This window comes from Streptomyces sp. SN-593 (assembly GCF_016756395.1).
Taxonomy (GTDB): domain Bacteria; phylum Actinomycetota; class Actinomycetes; order Streptomycetales; family Streptomycetaceae; genus Actinacidiphila; species Actinacidiphila reveromycinica.
In genome coordinates this window covers 487,035-500,854 of record NZ_AP018365.1, presented here as the reverse complement: position 1 = coordinate 500,854, position 13,820 = coordinate 487,035, and the positions used below count along the sequence as shown (strand labels likewise).

The window sequence follows — 13,820 nt, the reverse complement described above, 5'->3', positions numbered from 1 at the left end:
GCCCAGGACGATCGCGGCCAGCGCGGGGTAGCGCCTCGCCGCGCTCACCGGGCGTCCTCCGCACGGGTCTGGAAGCCCAGGCCCACCACGGTCAGCGCGAGGATCAGCAGCGTCATGACGGTCGCGATCGCCGATCCGTAGCCGACCTGGGTCTTCTCGAAGAAGGTCGAGAACGAGAAGTACGAGGGCACCTCGGTGGCGTCGGCCGGCCCGCCCTTGGTCAGGACGTACACCGCGCCGAAGACCTTGAGCGCCGCGATGGTGCACCACAGCAGCACCACGTGGATCTCCGGGCGCAGTTGGGGCAGCGTCACGTGCCAGAAGCGCTGCCACCAGGACGCCCCGTCCAGCTCGGCGGCCTCGTGCAGGGCCGGGTCCACGCGTTGCAGCCCCGACATGAAGATGACCACGGGGAAGCCCAGTTGGACCCAGACCATGACGGCCATCACGCTGTAGAGCGCGATGTTCGGGTCGCCCAGCCAGTCCTGGCGCAGCCCGCCCAGACCCACCGCCTTCAGCAGCGAGTTGAGCGAGCCGTCCTCCGGCGCCAGGATCCAGCTCCACACGATGCCGGCCACCGTGATCGGCAGCACCTGGGGCAGGTAGAAGCAGGCCCGCAGCACTGCGGCCGGCTTCGACCCGAAGTGCTTGGCGACGAAGTCGAACAGGGCGGCGGCCACCACCAGTCCGATCACGGTCGGGACCACCGCCATCGCCACCACCATGGCCAGGCTGTGCTGGAAGGACTGCCAGAACTGCGTGTCCCGCACCAACTGGCGGTAGTTGGCCAGGCCCGCCCAGTGCGGCGAGCCCACACCCTGCCAACGGGTCAGGCTGTACCAGACGTTCAGCGCGAACGGGCAGACGATGACCGCGAGCAGGGCGATGGCCCCGGGCACCAGGTAGAGCGGGTAGGTGTTCACCGGGCGGTGGCGTCGTGCCGTCATGACGTCGGCACGCCCGCGTCGTACGCCTTCTGCAACTCGTCCAGCACCTGGTCCGGTTTCGCGGTGCCGGTGATGAGCTTCTGGACGGCGGAGACCATCACGTCGTAGAACCCGGGGACCGGCCAGTCGGGGTAGAAGGCGAGGCCGTCGGCGGCGGAGACCTTGTCGAAGTTCGCGATGAGGGTCTTCGAGGCGGGGTCGGTGACGGCCGTGGGAGAGGCCGCCACCGGGATGCCGCCGTTGTTGCCGAGCGTGTTCTGCACCGCTTTCTGCATGGTGAGGTCGATGAAGTCGTAGGCGAGTTGCTTGTTCTTCGCCTTCTTCGGGACGACCCACAGGTTGCCGCCGGACCCCGGGGTCAGCTTCGAGCCGGGCCACAGGAACGAGCCCCAGGCGAACTTGTTCTCGCTCTTGAAGCGCCCGTACCACCAGCTTCCCGAGAAGAAGATCGGGTACTTGCCGTTGATGAACGAGACGCCGGCGTCCTCCGCCTTCGCGCTGCTGGAGGTCTTGGCGATGTAGCCCTTGGCGACCCAGTCGGCGAAGGTGTTCGCCGCGTAGGTCCAGGCCGCGTCGTGGAAGTCCACCTTGCCCTTGTAGAGCTGGAAGGCGTCGACCCAGGCGCGGTCGGCCTTCGACAGGGCGAGCTGGTAGAAGTACTGCTGCGCCGGGTACTCCGCGCCCGCGTCGGCGAGCGGGGTGATGCCCTTGGCCTTGAAGGCGGCCAGCGCCGCGGTGAACTGCTCCGGTGTGGTGGGGACCTGGACGCCGTTCTTCGCGAAGAGGTCCTTGTTGTAGTAGACCATCGTGTACTCGCCGAAGTCGGGCACGCCGTACCAGTCGCCGGAGCCCATCACGCCCTGCGCGTCGTAGCGGCTGGTGATGGCCACGTTGGGGCTGAGCTCCTTGTCCCAGCCGTACTTGGTCACTTCGGGGGTCAGGTCGGTGAGCAGCCCCTGCTTGGCGAGCAGGCCGGCGGTGGAGTTGCCCTTGTTGTACTCCATGACGTCCGGTGCGTCGTCGGAGTTGAGGACCATCGAGGCGGTCTTCTGGATCTGCTCGAAGCCCTTGGCCTCGAACTCCACCTTGACGCCCGGGTGTTCCTTCTTGAACTCGGCGATCGCCTGGTTCCAGGCGATGCCCATCGCACTGTCGGGTGCTTCGTAGTGCCAGAGCTTGAGGGTCTTGCCGTCGCCCGTCGAACCGCCCGAACTCCCGCACGAAGCGAGGAGCAGGGCGCCGGCCAGGGCCATCGCGGTCATTCCGATTCGGTTGCGCGCCTTCGGCATCGAAGGACCTCCACGGGGTCGGAAGGAGGAGCGAACGCTCCGTCGAATCGCTTCGACGCGACGCGTCGAAGCGATTCGACGGTGAACCGTAGGGGGGTGCCGGGCGTACGTCAATGGCATGGACACACCGCGGTCGGGCGCCCCCATGCGACGGTCCCTCCGCCAGGGCCTGTGGGGCGGACCGGGGCTACCGGGCGGAACGGCGTACGGGGTGGCCGGAGGGCGCCGTGGTGAGCCAGCTACCGTCGCCGAGCGGACGGACGTCGTAGAGCTCCTCGGTGCGGGCGTCGAAGGCCCCGCGGACCCGGCCGGTGCGGGTGTCGACGAGGTAGCGGCGGGTCCACTCCTCCGCGCCTTCGTCGCCTTCGTCGCCGGACCCATCCGACCCGCCGTACCCATCCGATTCGCCGACGAGGGTGACGATCACGGTGTCGGCGTCCAGGTAGCCGCCGCTCCACTCGACGCGGGCCGCCTCCGGGTCGTGCCCGAAGGCGGCGACCGGCAGCGTGAACTCCACCTCGCCGTCCGGGTAGGTGTGCAGGGCGATGTCGGCCTGGGCGTGGTCGACCGTCATGAAGTGGCGTCCGTCCGGCGCGAGTCCGAGCAGGCAGCGGTCGTCCCAGGGGTAGCGGACCAGGTCGATCCGGCCGTCGGCGAGCGAGGCGCGGTGCACGGCCGCGCCGTCCTGCCCTTCACCCACGTCGAGCAGGACCTCGCCGCTGGCCGGGTGGAGGAACTGGAGTCCGCTGTGCCCGACGGTCCCCAGGTCGGCGGACGCGAGCGCGGCGCCGGTCCCGGTGTCCAGCACGGTCCACTGGTCGGGCCGGCCGCGTCCGGCCATCGCGTCCGGCCGGTAGACCCACAGCGCGCGGCCGTCCGCCGAGAGCGCGCAGCCGGGCCGGTGCCCGTACCGCTCGTCCGAACGGGGCGCGAAGTCCGACCGCCAGACCTGCCCGCCGTCGGCCGCCACGCAGACGACCGCGTGGAGGGTGGTGTAGTAGGCGCGCCCGAGGGAGGGGTCCGCGGCGTGCCCGACCACCTCGTCGCCGGCGCACGGCCGCCAGCGCGCCACGGGCCGCAGCGGCCCCTCGTCGTCGCCGTCCCGCCGGTACGCGCAGACATGTCCGTCGACGAGGCGGGTGAGGAACTGCACCTGGTGCTCCCTGGGGTGGGGTGGGCGGCGCCACGGTACGGCGGCCCGGGCCCGCGAGACTACCGGCGGGGTACGACACCGCCCCGGTCCGCGCGGGTCCGGTCGAAGCGCTCGCGGGACCGCTCGACGCGGTCCAGGTGCACGCGGGTCCGCGCGCACCTGTGTGGAGCGCGGCGTGCGCCCGCCTCGTGCCGCCCCCACCCGCCCGTTGGCCGGGAACCGTCCCCATTGGCGTGAAGGCGACCTGTTGTCATGGCGGTGTCAGAGGGTAGCGTCCCGGGGTGCTGTCACTCACGCGGAGGTCCCGCACCCACTCGATGTCCGTCGTGGCGGCGGTCCTCGCCGCCCTGATGTTCGTCCTCCTCGCCCCGGGCGCCGCCCACGCCCGCCCGGGCCCGTTGGACACCGGCAGCCAGCCGGTCGACTCGTACGCCGGCGCCATCCGGCAGTCGGTGTGGGTCGACACCGGCCTCGACGGCGACCACGACGGGAAGACGGACCGCGTGGCGGCCGACATCATCAGGCCCTCCGAGCCCGCCGCCGCGGGCCAGAAGGTGCCGGTGATCATGGACGCCAGCCCGTACTACTCCTGCTGCGGCCGCGGAAACGAGAGCCAGGTCAAGACGTACGACACGAGCGGCAACCCGGTCGGGTTCCCGCTTTTCTACGACAACTACTTCGTGCCGCGCGGCTACGCGGTGGTGCTGGTGGACCTGGCCGGCACCGACCGCTCGGACGGCTGCGTCGACGTCGGCGGCGCGTCCGACATCACCTCGGCCAAGTCCGTCATCGACTGGCTGAACGGCAGAGCCACCGCGTACACCACGCGCACCGGCGGCACCACGGCGCAGGCGGGCTGGTCCAACGGCTCGGTCGGCATGATCGGCAAGAGCTGGGACGCCACCGTCGCCAACGGCGTGGCCGCCACCGGGGTCGACGGCCTGAAGACCATCGTGGACATCAGCGGGATCAGCTCCTGGTACGACTACTACTTCGCGCAGGGCGCGGCGCTCTACGACGGCGGGCCCGACGCCCTCGCCTCCGCGGTGGAGAGCTCCGGCGCGCAGTCCCGCTGCTCCGCCGAACAGCAGGCCCTGCGCACCGGGGCGCCGCGCAACGGCGACTGGACCACCGCCTGGCAGGACCGCGACTACTACGCCAACGCGTCCAAGGTGAAGGCGAGCGTCTTCGTCGCGCAGGGCATGCAGGACCTCAACGTCCGCACCAAGAACTTCGGCCAGTGGTGGGACGCGCTCGCCGCGAACGGCGTGCAGCGCAAGATCTGGCTGTCGCAGACCGGCCACGTGGACCCGTTCGACTACCGCCGCTCCGCCTGGGTCGACACCCTCCACCAGTGGTTCGACCACTACCTGATGAACGTCGACAACGGCGTGCAGAGCCAGCCGATGGCCGACATCGAGCGCACCCCCGACCACTGGACGACCGACGCGGTCTGGCCCGCGCCGGGCACCACCGCGACCCAGGTCGCCCTGAAGCCGGGCGCCGCGAACGGCCTCGGCACCCTGAGCGCCGGCGCCCCGCCTGCCACCGGGACGGAGAAGTTCACCGACAACCCGGCGCGGAGCGAGGACGACTGGGCCGCACAGGCGACCCAGGCGACGGCCGACAAGGCGTCCTTCACCACCGGCGTGCTCTCCAGCGACCTGAGGCTGTCGGGCGGCGGCACGGTGACGCTCACCGCTACCCCGTCCACCACCAGCGCCCACCTGTCCGCGGTCCTGGTCGACCTCGGCCCGGCGACCATCCGCGACTACGAGGCGGGCGGCGAGGGCATCACCACCCTCGGCACCCGGTCCTGCTGGGGCGACAGCACCTCGGGCGACAGCGCCTGCTACCTCGACACCGCGGCCGACACCGAGAGCGTCCAGCAGACCGTGTTCAGCCGCGGCTGGGCCGACCTCGGGCACTACGCCCCGTCGCTGAAGGGCGTCTCGCTCACGCCGGGCAAGGCGTACACCATCACCCTCCAGCTCGCCTCCAGCGACCACGTGGTGCCGGCCGGGCACCGGCTCGCACTCATCGTGGCCGGCACGGACAACGGGCTCATCGTGGCGCCCAGCACGAAGCCGGCGATCAGCATCGACCTGTCCCGCTCCAGCGCGAACCTGCCGCTCGTCGGAGGTCTGCCGGCGCTCGCCCACGCGCTGCACGGCGCCTCCGGCCAGCACGCGGCGGCGCCCGCCGCTCCGGCCACCGCGCCCTCCCGCGGGCACGACCCGACCGCGGCCCTGCCGGCGTCGCCGGCCGAACGCCTGCGCTGACACCCCCGCACGGACGCGCGCCGCCACCCCGCCCGGGGTGGCGGCGCGCAGGTGTTCCCCGGTCGCCCGGCCGCGGTCGCCCGACTGCGGTCGGCCTGCCCCGGTCGCCCGGCCGCGGTGCGTCACGCGGCGGGGGCCGGCCGGCGCCCGGCGCGGCGGGTCAGTTCGCCGGGCCGGCCGGGGGAGCCTCGGCGGCGAGCGCGGTGCCGGGAACCGTGGCGGTGCCGGGGGAGAGCCCCGGGCCGGGCGCGGCGGCGGTTCCGGCCGGCGCGCCGGCGTCCTCGGCCGGGACCGCGCCGGGGGCCTCCGCCTGGCTGCGCGCCTGGTTGCCCGAGACCAGGCGCAGCGGCACCTCCTTGAGGCGGACGGACAGCACGATCGCCGCCAGCAGCAGCACGGCCACGATCGTGAAGACGACGTCGCCGGCGGAGGAGAAGCCCGCGAAGAACGGGTGGCTGATCGGCCGGGCGAGGCTGTTGAGGAAGGACGTGTCGTCCAGCCCGCCGCCCAGGTGCTGGTGGAGCGCCGCGATCTGGTCCGGGTGGGCCCTGCCGGCCGCGACGAAGGCCGGGTCGCCCGCCGCCTTCGTGTACGCGTGGCCGATCTTGGAGCCGGCCTGCGAGAAGAGCACGGACAGGAAGATCGCGGTACCGAGCGTGCCGCCGATGGAGCGGAAGAACGTCGAGGACGCGGAGGCCACGCCCATGTCCTTGGCCGGTACGGCGTTCTGCATCGCCAGGACCAGGCTCTGCATGTTCAGGCCGAGGCCGATGCCGAAGACCGCCATGTAGATGTCGGTCCGCCACAGGGGCGTGTCCGCGCCGATCGTGGTCATCACGCTCATTCCGAGCACCATCAGGACCGAGCCGACCACCGGGAAGACCTTGTAGCGGCCGGTCCGCGCGATGAGCCGGCCCGAGCCGAGGGACGCGAGCATCAGTCCCGCGACCATCGGGAGCATGAGCAGCCCGGACTTGGTCGGCGAGGCGCCCTTGACGATCTGGAGGTAGAGCGGGATCACCGACATGCCGCCGAACATGGCCATGCCGATGATCGCGACCTGGGCCGAGGCGACCGAGAAGGTGCTGCTGCGGAAGAGCCGCAGCGGCAGCAGCGCGTCGTCGCCCATCCGGTGCTCGACCCAGACGAACAGCGCGAGGCCGGCGGCGCCGGTCAGGTAGCAGGCGAACGCGCCGGCCGAGGCCCAGCCCCAGCTCTGGCCCTGCTCGGCGACGACCAGCAGCGGCACCAGGCCGACGGCCAGCAGCACCGACCCCCACCAGTCGATGCGCCGCTCACGGCGGACGTGGTCCAGGTGCAGCACCTTGGCGATGACGACCAGCGCGATCGCCGCCACGGGCACGTTGATGTAGAAGATCCAGCGCCAGCCGGCGGTGCCGAGGAAGCTGTCGGTGCCGGAGAACAGGCCGCCCAGGACCGGGCCGAGGACCGAGGCGCTGGCGAAGACCGCCATCATGTAGCCCTGGTAGCGGGCGCGCTCGCGCGGCGGGATGATGTCGCCGATCACGGCCAGGGCGAGCGGCATGATGCCGCCGGCCCCGATGCCCTGGAAGGCGCGGAACGCGGCCAGTTCGTACATCGACTGGGCCAGGCCGCACAGCGCGGACCCGACCACGAAGATCACGATCGAGAACATGAACAGCCGCTTGCGGCCGTAGAGGTCGGACAGTTTGCCGAACAGCGGTGCGGCGATCGTCGAGGTGATGAGGAACGCGGTGGTGACCCATGCCTGCGCGGACAGGTCGTCGAGGTCGTTGCCTATCGTCTTGATCGCGGTCGACACGATCGTCTGGTCCAGCGCGGCGAGGAACATGCCGAGGACGAGACCGGACAGGATCGTGAGTATCTGCCGGTGGGACAGCGCGCCCTCCGACGGCGCGCCGGTCCTGCCGGGCGAGGTGGCGCTCATGCGCTCATGCCTTCCTTCGTTTCACCGCTACGGGCTCGGACCAGCGCCGCCTCGGTCATCCAATGTGCGTGAGTCGTGTCGTAGGCGGCGGTGAACCGTTCCAGCATCCGGGCGAACCGGCCGCACTCCTCGGGCGACCAGTCGCCGACCACCTCCGCGAAGAAGGCCGTCCGGGCCTTCTCGTGCTCGGCGATCACGGCCTGGCCGGAGTCGGTCACCACCAGCAGGCTGGCCCTGCCGTCCACCGGGTCGGCGCGGCGCTCCAGCAGCCCGCGGCCCACCAGCGCGGCGACCTGGCGGCTGACCGTCGACAGGTCCGACTGGACGCTGGCGGCCAGCGCGCTGGCCCGCAGCGGCCCCTCGGCCGCCGCGGTCCGCAGCAGGATCTGGGTCGCCGAGTCGACGTCGTCGCTCGCCGCGGCCAGCAGCCTCGCCTTGGACCGCCGTACGGTCCGCAGCAGTTCGACCACGGCGTCCGCGACCGACGTCACGCCGGGGCCGGGTGCCGCCGCGTCGATGCCGCAGTCCGCGCCGCTGTGCCCGGCGCCGGGCTCCGTGCCGCTCTCGTCCACCACGAGTGCCCACCTCCACGTCTCAGGTACTTGTATACCGAAAGTGCTTGGCGTACGCAAGTAAAGCCCGGCGCGGGCGGAGGGGCCGGACGGGCGGGGGCGTCAGTGCGGCGCCGCCCAGGCCGGGGTCCAGGTGCCGGGCGCGCCGCGGGCCGGGGCCGCGGCGGCCAGGTGGGCGCGCAGGGCGGCCAGCGCCGGATGCGGGTTGTCCCGGTGCCAGAGCAGGGAGTGCGGGTACACCGGCGTCGGGTCGGTCACCGGGATGCGGCGCAGCCCGTACCCGGCGGGCCAGACCAGGCGGGTGCGGGCGCCCGTGAAGGTCGCCAGCGCGGGGGTGTCAGCGATGGTGTCGAGCAGCGCGTCGGAGCCGAAGTTGGGGCCGGTGGCCTCGATGGACAGGTCGTACGCGGCGAGCAGTGCGTCGTAGTAGGCGGCCCACTCGGTGCCGGGGACGATGCCGGGCATCCAGATCCGGTGCCCGGCCAGTCGGGCGACGGTCACCGACCGTGCGCCGGCCAGCGCGTGGCCGGGTCCGGTGAGCAGTTCGAGCGGCTCGTCGAGCACCCGGGCCGACACGACGTCCTCCGGCAGGGGCCGGCCGGGCACGGTGACGGCCCGGAAGGACGCGTCGATCGCGCCGGACCGGATCGAGGCGACGGCGGTGTCGATGTCGAAGAGCATCAGCACGTCGAGTTCGACCTCCGGGTGCGTACGGTGGAAGTCGCGCATCAGTCCCGACCCCGCGCCGCGCGAGGTGAGGACGTCCACCCGGAGCTGCCGGCGCCCGGCGCCCACCGAGGCCGCGGCGCGCTCGGCGACGCGCAGCAGTTCGCGCGCGTGCGGCAGGAACGCCTGGCCGTCGATGGTGAGGTCCGCGCCGCGGGCGGTGCGGGTGAACAGCCGGACCCCGAGGTCGCGCTCCAACGCGGCGATCCGCTTGGACACGGCCTGCTGGGTGACCGCCAGTTCGGCGGCGGCCTCATGGAACCGCCCGGCGTCGGCGGCCGCGACGAAGGTCCGCACGGTGTCGAGATCCATGCGGACACCCTAAGGGCTGCCCCGTAGCCCCCGACGGGCGTGCGGCGTCAGCTACGGCCCCTCGCTTCGTTGTCGGGCCCATCCATATACGGCCTGGTATGAGGACGACCCTCCGCCGTGCGATCCACCGCATCTGACGCCGCACGCTGATCCGCCGGGGATCACGGGACAGCCCTTACGGCCTTCCCTCAATCCTGCCCGGCCGGCGGTGGGCGGCACGCGAACGGGGTGGCTGAACCGTACGGGTGACGGGAGTTGACGGTCCGACAGATCGCGGAGGAGCATCGGTGTCATCCGCCGCGAGGACGTACCCGAAGACGTACAGGGGGCCGGCGCACGCGATTCACCAGGCGGGAGAAGGGCGCGGCCGTCGCGGACGGCGTGCGCTTCCTGCGGACCGAGCGGAACGCCCGGGGAACCTGCCACGTGCACAGCGGGCCGGACCGGGCGGCGGCGATGGAGTTCCTGCGCCGGACACCGGTCAGGGACGAGTTGGTGTACACCGTCGTCGAGACCCCCGAGGGCACCTTCGGCCGCGACCTGGTCCACCTCTTCCACCTCTTCCACGAGGCCGACGGCGCCCCGATCGAGTGGGGTGCCCGCGTCCCGAACGTCACGCTGACGCCGTCGAGCACCCGTTGCGCCTGGTGCGAGCACACCGTGGTGCCCTACCAGGTCCCGTCCCACGACCGGACACAGGGCGCCGCGACGGTGTACCCCGCCCACGACGACCTGTTCGGGCTGGTGCGGACCGGCGGCGGGTTCCGTTGCGACTCCTGCGCGCTGCTCCAGTGCGCGGTGTGCAGCGGCCTGGCGGAACCCGGCCGGGCGGCGGGGGAGCCCGGCTGCCGTGCCTGCGGCCGTACGGCGGCGGTGCACACCGCGCCGGGCGTGGACGCCCGGACGCGGCCCGAGGACGACTGAACGTCCGCCGCGCGCCGACCGGTCGGCGGCCGTCGCGCGGGAACCGCCGCCGTCACCCGGTGGACGGCGGCTGCGGCGGCTCCTGGCCCTTGATCCGGAAGACGGCGGCCCCGCTCTCCTCCTTGACGCTCTCCACGGCCCGGCGGAACTCGGTGTAGCGCCTGCGCATGCTCCGGCCGTCGCCGGCGGATTCCGTGTCGAAGCCGAAGTCCCGCCGCAGCCTCTGGAGCCGGACGGACTGCTCGTGGATCAGGACGTACAGCTTCTGGTCCTGCCACGTGACCAGCAGGAACTGGCAGGCAGCGGTGGCCAGGCCGAGGAGGGCGGGGACCCAGGCCGGTGCCCGCACGGCGACGGCGAAGGGGATCGCCAGCGCGGACAGCCCCGCCGCGCAGGTCAGCGCCGTGAAGCGCCTCTGGTGCGAGCGGGCGACGCGGACCAGCCAGGTGACGTAGGAGTCCAACCAGGCCAGGTACTCCTTCTCCCTGTCGAGCAGGCCCTCCGGCGCGGGCACCCGCGGGTACATGGAGGGCGCCGGCCGCGCCTCCTCGACGAGCAGGGTGCGGCAGAGGGTTGCGGCCGCCGCGAGAACCACCACGGGGCCCGCCAGCAGATCGGCTGTGCGGCTGCGACTGGTCACGCCCGAAGCCTACGAGCCGGCGCCGGCGCGGGGAGCCCGTCCGCCGCACCGGAACCGCGCCGGCGCCGGGGGAGGGGGCGGCAGGAGGGTGCAAGGAGCTGTCGCGCGCTGTGTGCAACGTTGTAAAGTCGGCTCGGCTCGACCGCGATCAGACGTGTCCACCCCCCACCACCGTCTATCCAAGGAGGCGCCCATGCCCCGCGAAGCGTCCGGCCCGCCGCTCCGATCCCTCGGGAACATCGTCCTGGTCCTGCTGCTCACCGCGCTGTGCTGCATGGGCCTGAAACCGTCGAGCGCGCACGCCGCCACCGGCACCTTCCGCAACCCGCTCGGCACCAGCCCCGACCCCTACATGACCTACTACCAGGGCAACTACTACCTGGCCGCCACCGAGGGCGACGCGGTGCGCATCGCGGTCGCCCCGACCCTCGGGGAACTGCTCACCGCGCCCCGCACCACCGTCTGGAAGGACACCGACGCCTCGCGCAACCAGCAGGTCTGGGCGCCCTCCTTCTACCTGATCGACGGGCACTGGTACATCTACTACACCGCCGACAACGGGGTGGACGACAACCACCGCCTCTACGTCGTCGAGTCCACGGGCACGAACCCGCTCGGCCCGTACCACTTCAAGGCCGAGCTGCAACCGCCGAACGCCCCCGACCAGTGGGCCATCGACCCGGTGCTGCTGCGGCAGAGCGACAACAGCCTCTACGTCCTGTGGTCCGGCGCCGGTGCCGAGGGCCACAACCTGATCTACATCGCCCCGATGTCCAACCCCTGGACGGTCTCCGGCAACCGGGTCTACCTGCCCTCCGACGGCGGCTGCTCCACCATCCGCGAGGCCCCCTCGATCCTCCAGCACGCGGGCACCACCTACCTGGTGTACTCCACGTGCGACACGGGCCTGCCGGACTACCAGCTCTGGATGAAGTCCCTCCCGCAGAGCGCCGATCCGCTGACGCCGGGCAACTGGACCCAGCACGCGGGGGCGGTCTTCTCCCGCAACGACTCCACGGGCGTGTGGGGCCCGGGCTCCAACGGATTCTTCAAGAGCCCCGACGGCACCCAGGACTGGATCGTCTACCACGGCAAGAACACGTCCTCCTACACCTACGACGGCCGCACGACCCGCGCCCAGAAGATCAACTGGAACGCCGACGGCACGCCGAACTTCGGCTCGCCGCTCGCGGCCGGCGCCACCCAGGACCTGCCCTCCGGCGACCCCGGCGGCGGCCCGTACTGGATCAACGACACCAACACCACCAGCGGTTCGGGCTCCGTCGCCTACACCGGCGGCTGGAACTCCGGCACCGGCTGCGGCGTCCAGTGCTTCTGGGGCGACGACCACTGGAGCGCGACCGCCGGCGCCACCGCCACCTACACGTTCACCGGCACCCGCATCGCCCTGCTGTCGGTGCGCGACACCGGCAACGGCATCGCCGCCTTCTCCGTGGACGGCGGCGCCGAGACCACCGCCGACTACTACGGGGCGATCCGCACGGGCGAGCAGGTGAACTACGTCAGCCCCGAACTCGCGTACGGCAAGCACACGCTGCGCGTCCGGGTGACCGGCACCAAGGACGCCGCCTCCAGTGCCGCGTACGTCTCGGTCGACCGCGCGGAGGTCTACTCCAACTGACCGGCGGGGCCGGGCCGCCCGTACCCGGCGGCCCCGCCCCCGGGCGGCCGACCGCGCGGTCAGCCGCCCAGGACCAGCCGTTCGAGGGCGGCGCGGGCCCGGGCGTCGGACCGGGCCCGCGCCGACAGCGCCGCGGCCAACTCGGCGACCCACGTGTCCAGCGGCACCGGCGTGCGGGACAGGACCACGCCGCGCACCACCGTGGCCACCTCGCCCTGCGGGCGGCCGTGCGCCAGCGTGAGGCTCAGCCGCCGGTCGTCCAGGGCGACGTCGAGCCGCTCCACCCGGCCCGCGCGGCCGGCCAGCCGGTCGCCGACGCCGCGCCTGCGCTCCGCGGTCACCGAACCGGCCGGCAGCGCGTCCGCCAGCGACTCCGTGAGCACCTTCGCGTACAGCTCCAGGTCCGCCGCGTCACGCCGCAGCGCGGCCGCCAGCATGTCGATCGACGCGCCGGAACCCGGCCCGCCCTCGTCGCCCGGCAGCGCCGGGACCGCGTCCTGCCCGCTCATCGTCCTTCCCACCTCCGAGATGTCGTAGGGTCCGCCGGATGCCCGCCGGATGCCCGCCTGCTCAACCGTCGAGGCCGAGCACCATGGTGGGCCGCTCGATCTCGTGGTCCGGCCGCAGCGGCCGCACCGCCGTGCCGATCGAGAAGAACTCCGTGGTGTGGCCGCCCCAGCGGTGGTTGTGCGCATCGAGCCGCACCCCGACCACGCCTTCGGCGTGCAGCGCCTCCGCCTCCGCCTGCATCCGCGCCATCGCCAGCTCCCTCGCGTCGTACAGCGCCTGGGTGAACTGCTCGATCTCCACGTTGCGGCCCATGTTCGACATCACCGAGCCCATCTTCTGGTGCGCGACGTGGTAGACGCAGCTTCCCATCACCATGCCCAGCGGCGCGTAACCGGCCCGGATCAGCGTCCAGAAGTCCTGCCCCGACAGGTCCGAGGTGAACGGCTGGCCCTTGTTGTTGCGCCAGGTGCCGCCCCCGGGAGGAGCGGTGTCGCCGCTGACCGCGGTGCCGATCGCGATGAACTCCGCGACGTCCTTGCCGAACTCCCGCGCCTCGACGGTCAGCCGGACGCCGACGATGCCGTCCGCGCCCAGCGCCGCCGCCTCGGCCTCCATCCGGGTCATCGCCAGCTCCCGGGCGTGGTACATCGCCTGGCTGAGGGTTTCCAGCTCCTGGTTCCTGCTCCAGCGGCCCAACTGCATGCCGACGTGGTAGATCGAACTGCCGAGCACCAGGCCGATGGGCTTGAAGCCCGCCTCGCGCACCAGCAGGAACTCGTTCACCGACAGGTCGCTGGTGAAGATCGACCCCGGGCGGCCGGGCGCCAGCTCCGACAACCTGCGCATCGCGTCGGCGGGAACGCCCTCGGCGCCCGGCTGCTGGTTCGTCATGT

At 72.4% G+C, this 13,820-nt stretch carries 12 protein-coding genes; 3 read left to right on the top strand and 9 right to left on the bottom strand.

The genetic code is table 11. The features are described 5' to 3' along the window. Window positions 1-44 precede the first annotated feature (44 nt). The 3 genes from RVR_RS02150 to RVR_RS02140 form a co-directional block, all read right to left on the bottom strand. Window positions 45-947 carry a carbohydrate ABC transporter permease gene (locus tag RVR_RS02150; RefSeq protein ID WP_202232157.1) on the bottom strand — a complete coding sequence of 301 codons (903 nt, stop codon included), beginning with the start codon at window positions 945-947 and terminating at the stop codon, window positions 45-47. Beyond that, window positions 944-2,236: an ABC transporter substrate-binding protein gene (locus RVR_RS02145; RefSeq protein ID WP_430393092.1), complete on the bottom strand. Its 1,293-nt coding sequence runs from the start codon at window positions 2,234-2,236 to the stop codon at window positions 944-946. Before RVR_RS02145 ends, RVR_RS02150 begins: the two co-directional genes overlap by 4 nt. A 187-nt stretch (window positions 2,237-2,423) precedes the next feature. Then, a complete protein-coding gene (locus RVR_RS02140; protein ID WP_202232155.1) occupies window positions 2,424-3,389 on the bottom strand; it encodes a hypothetical protein in 966 nt (321 codons plus the stop codon). A gap of 350 nt (window positions 3,390-3,739) precedes the next feature. Between RVR_RS02140 and RVR_RS02135 the strand changes: the two genes are divergently transcribed. After that, window positions 3,740-5,671 (top strand): Xaa-Pro dipeptidyl-peptidase, encoded by a 1,932-nt coding sequence (locus RVR_RS02135; RefSeq protein WP_237405206.1) that lies wholly within the window; start codon window positions 3,740-3,742, stop codon window positions 5,669-5,671. A gap of 160 nt (window positions 5,672-5,831) precedes the next feature. Here the strand turns inward: RVR_RS02135 and RVR_RS02130 are convergent, their stop codons facing one another. The 3 genes from RVR_RS02130 to RVR_RS02120 form a co-directional block, all read right to left on the bottom strand. Further along, entirely contained in the window at window positions 5,832-7,601 is a 1,770-nt protein-coding gene (locus RVR_RS02130; RefSeq protein WP_202232154.1) for an MDR family MFS transporter, read from the bottom strand. Further along, window positions 7,598-8,176, bottom strand: a complete 579-nt coding sequence (locus tag RVR_RS02125; RefSeq protein ID WP_202232153.1) for a MarR family winged helix-turn-helix transcriptional regulator — start codon at window positions 8,174-8,176, stop codon at window positions 7,598-7,600. Before RVR_RS02125 ends, RVR_RS02130 begins: the two co-directional genes overlap by 4 nt. Window positions 8,177-8,275: 99 nt before the next feature. After that, window positions 8,276-9,211 (bottom strand): LysR family transcriptional regulator, encoded by a 936-nt coding sequence (locus RVR_RS02120; protein WP_202232152.1) that lies wholly within the window; start codon window positions 9,209-9,211, stop codon window positions 8,276-8,278. A gap of 426 nt (window positions 9,212-9,637) precedes the next feature. Between RVR_RS02120 and RVR_RS02115 the strand changes: the two genes are divergently transcribed. Further along, window positions 9,638-10,135: a hypothetical protein gene (locus tag RVR_RS02115; protein WP_202232151.1), complete on the top strand. Its 498-nt coding sequence runs from the start codon at window positions 9,638-9,640 to the stop codon at window positions 10,133-10,135. A gap of 52 nt (window positions 10,136-10,187) precedes the next feature. Here the strand turns inward: RVR_RS02115 and RVR_RS02110 are convergent, their stop codons facing one another. After that, a complete protein-coding gene (locus RVR_RS02110; protein ID WP_202232150.1) occupies window positions 10,188-10,775 on the bottom strand; it encodes a hypothetical protein in 588 nt (195 codons plus the stop codon). 193 nt (window positions 10,776-10,968) lie between these two features. Between RVR_RS02110 and RVR_RS02105 the strand changes: the two genes are divergently transcribed. Next, window positions 10,969-12,417, top strand: coding sequence for a glycoside hydrolase family 43 protein (locus RVR_RS02105; protein ID WP_202232149.1), 1,449 nt, complete (start codon window positions 10,969-10,971; stop codon window positions 12,415-12,417). A 59-nt stretch (window positions 12,418-12,476) separates the two neighbouring features. Here RVR_RS02105 and RVR_RS02100 read toward each other — a convergent pair whose 3' ends face one another. Beyond that, on the bottom strand, window positions 12,477-12,926 hold the full coding sequence (locus RVR_RS02100; protein WP_202232148.1) for a hypothetical protein: 450 nt from the start codon (window positions 12,924-12,926) through the stop codon (window positions 12,477-12,479). A gap of 61 nt (window positions 12,927-12,987) precedes the next feature. Continuing rightward, window positions 12,988-13,818 carry a heavy metal-binding domain-containing protein gene (locus tag RVR_RS02095; protein ID WP_202232147.1) on the bottom strand — a complete coding sequence of 277 codons (831 nt, stop codon included), beginning with the start codon at window positions 13,816-13,818 and terminating at the stop codon, window positions 12,988-12,990. Window positions 13,819-13,820: the final 2 nt, after the last annotated feature.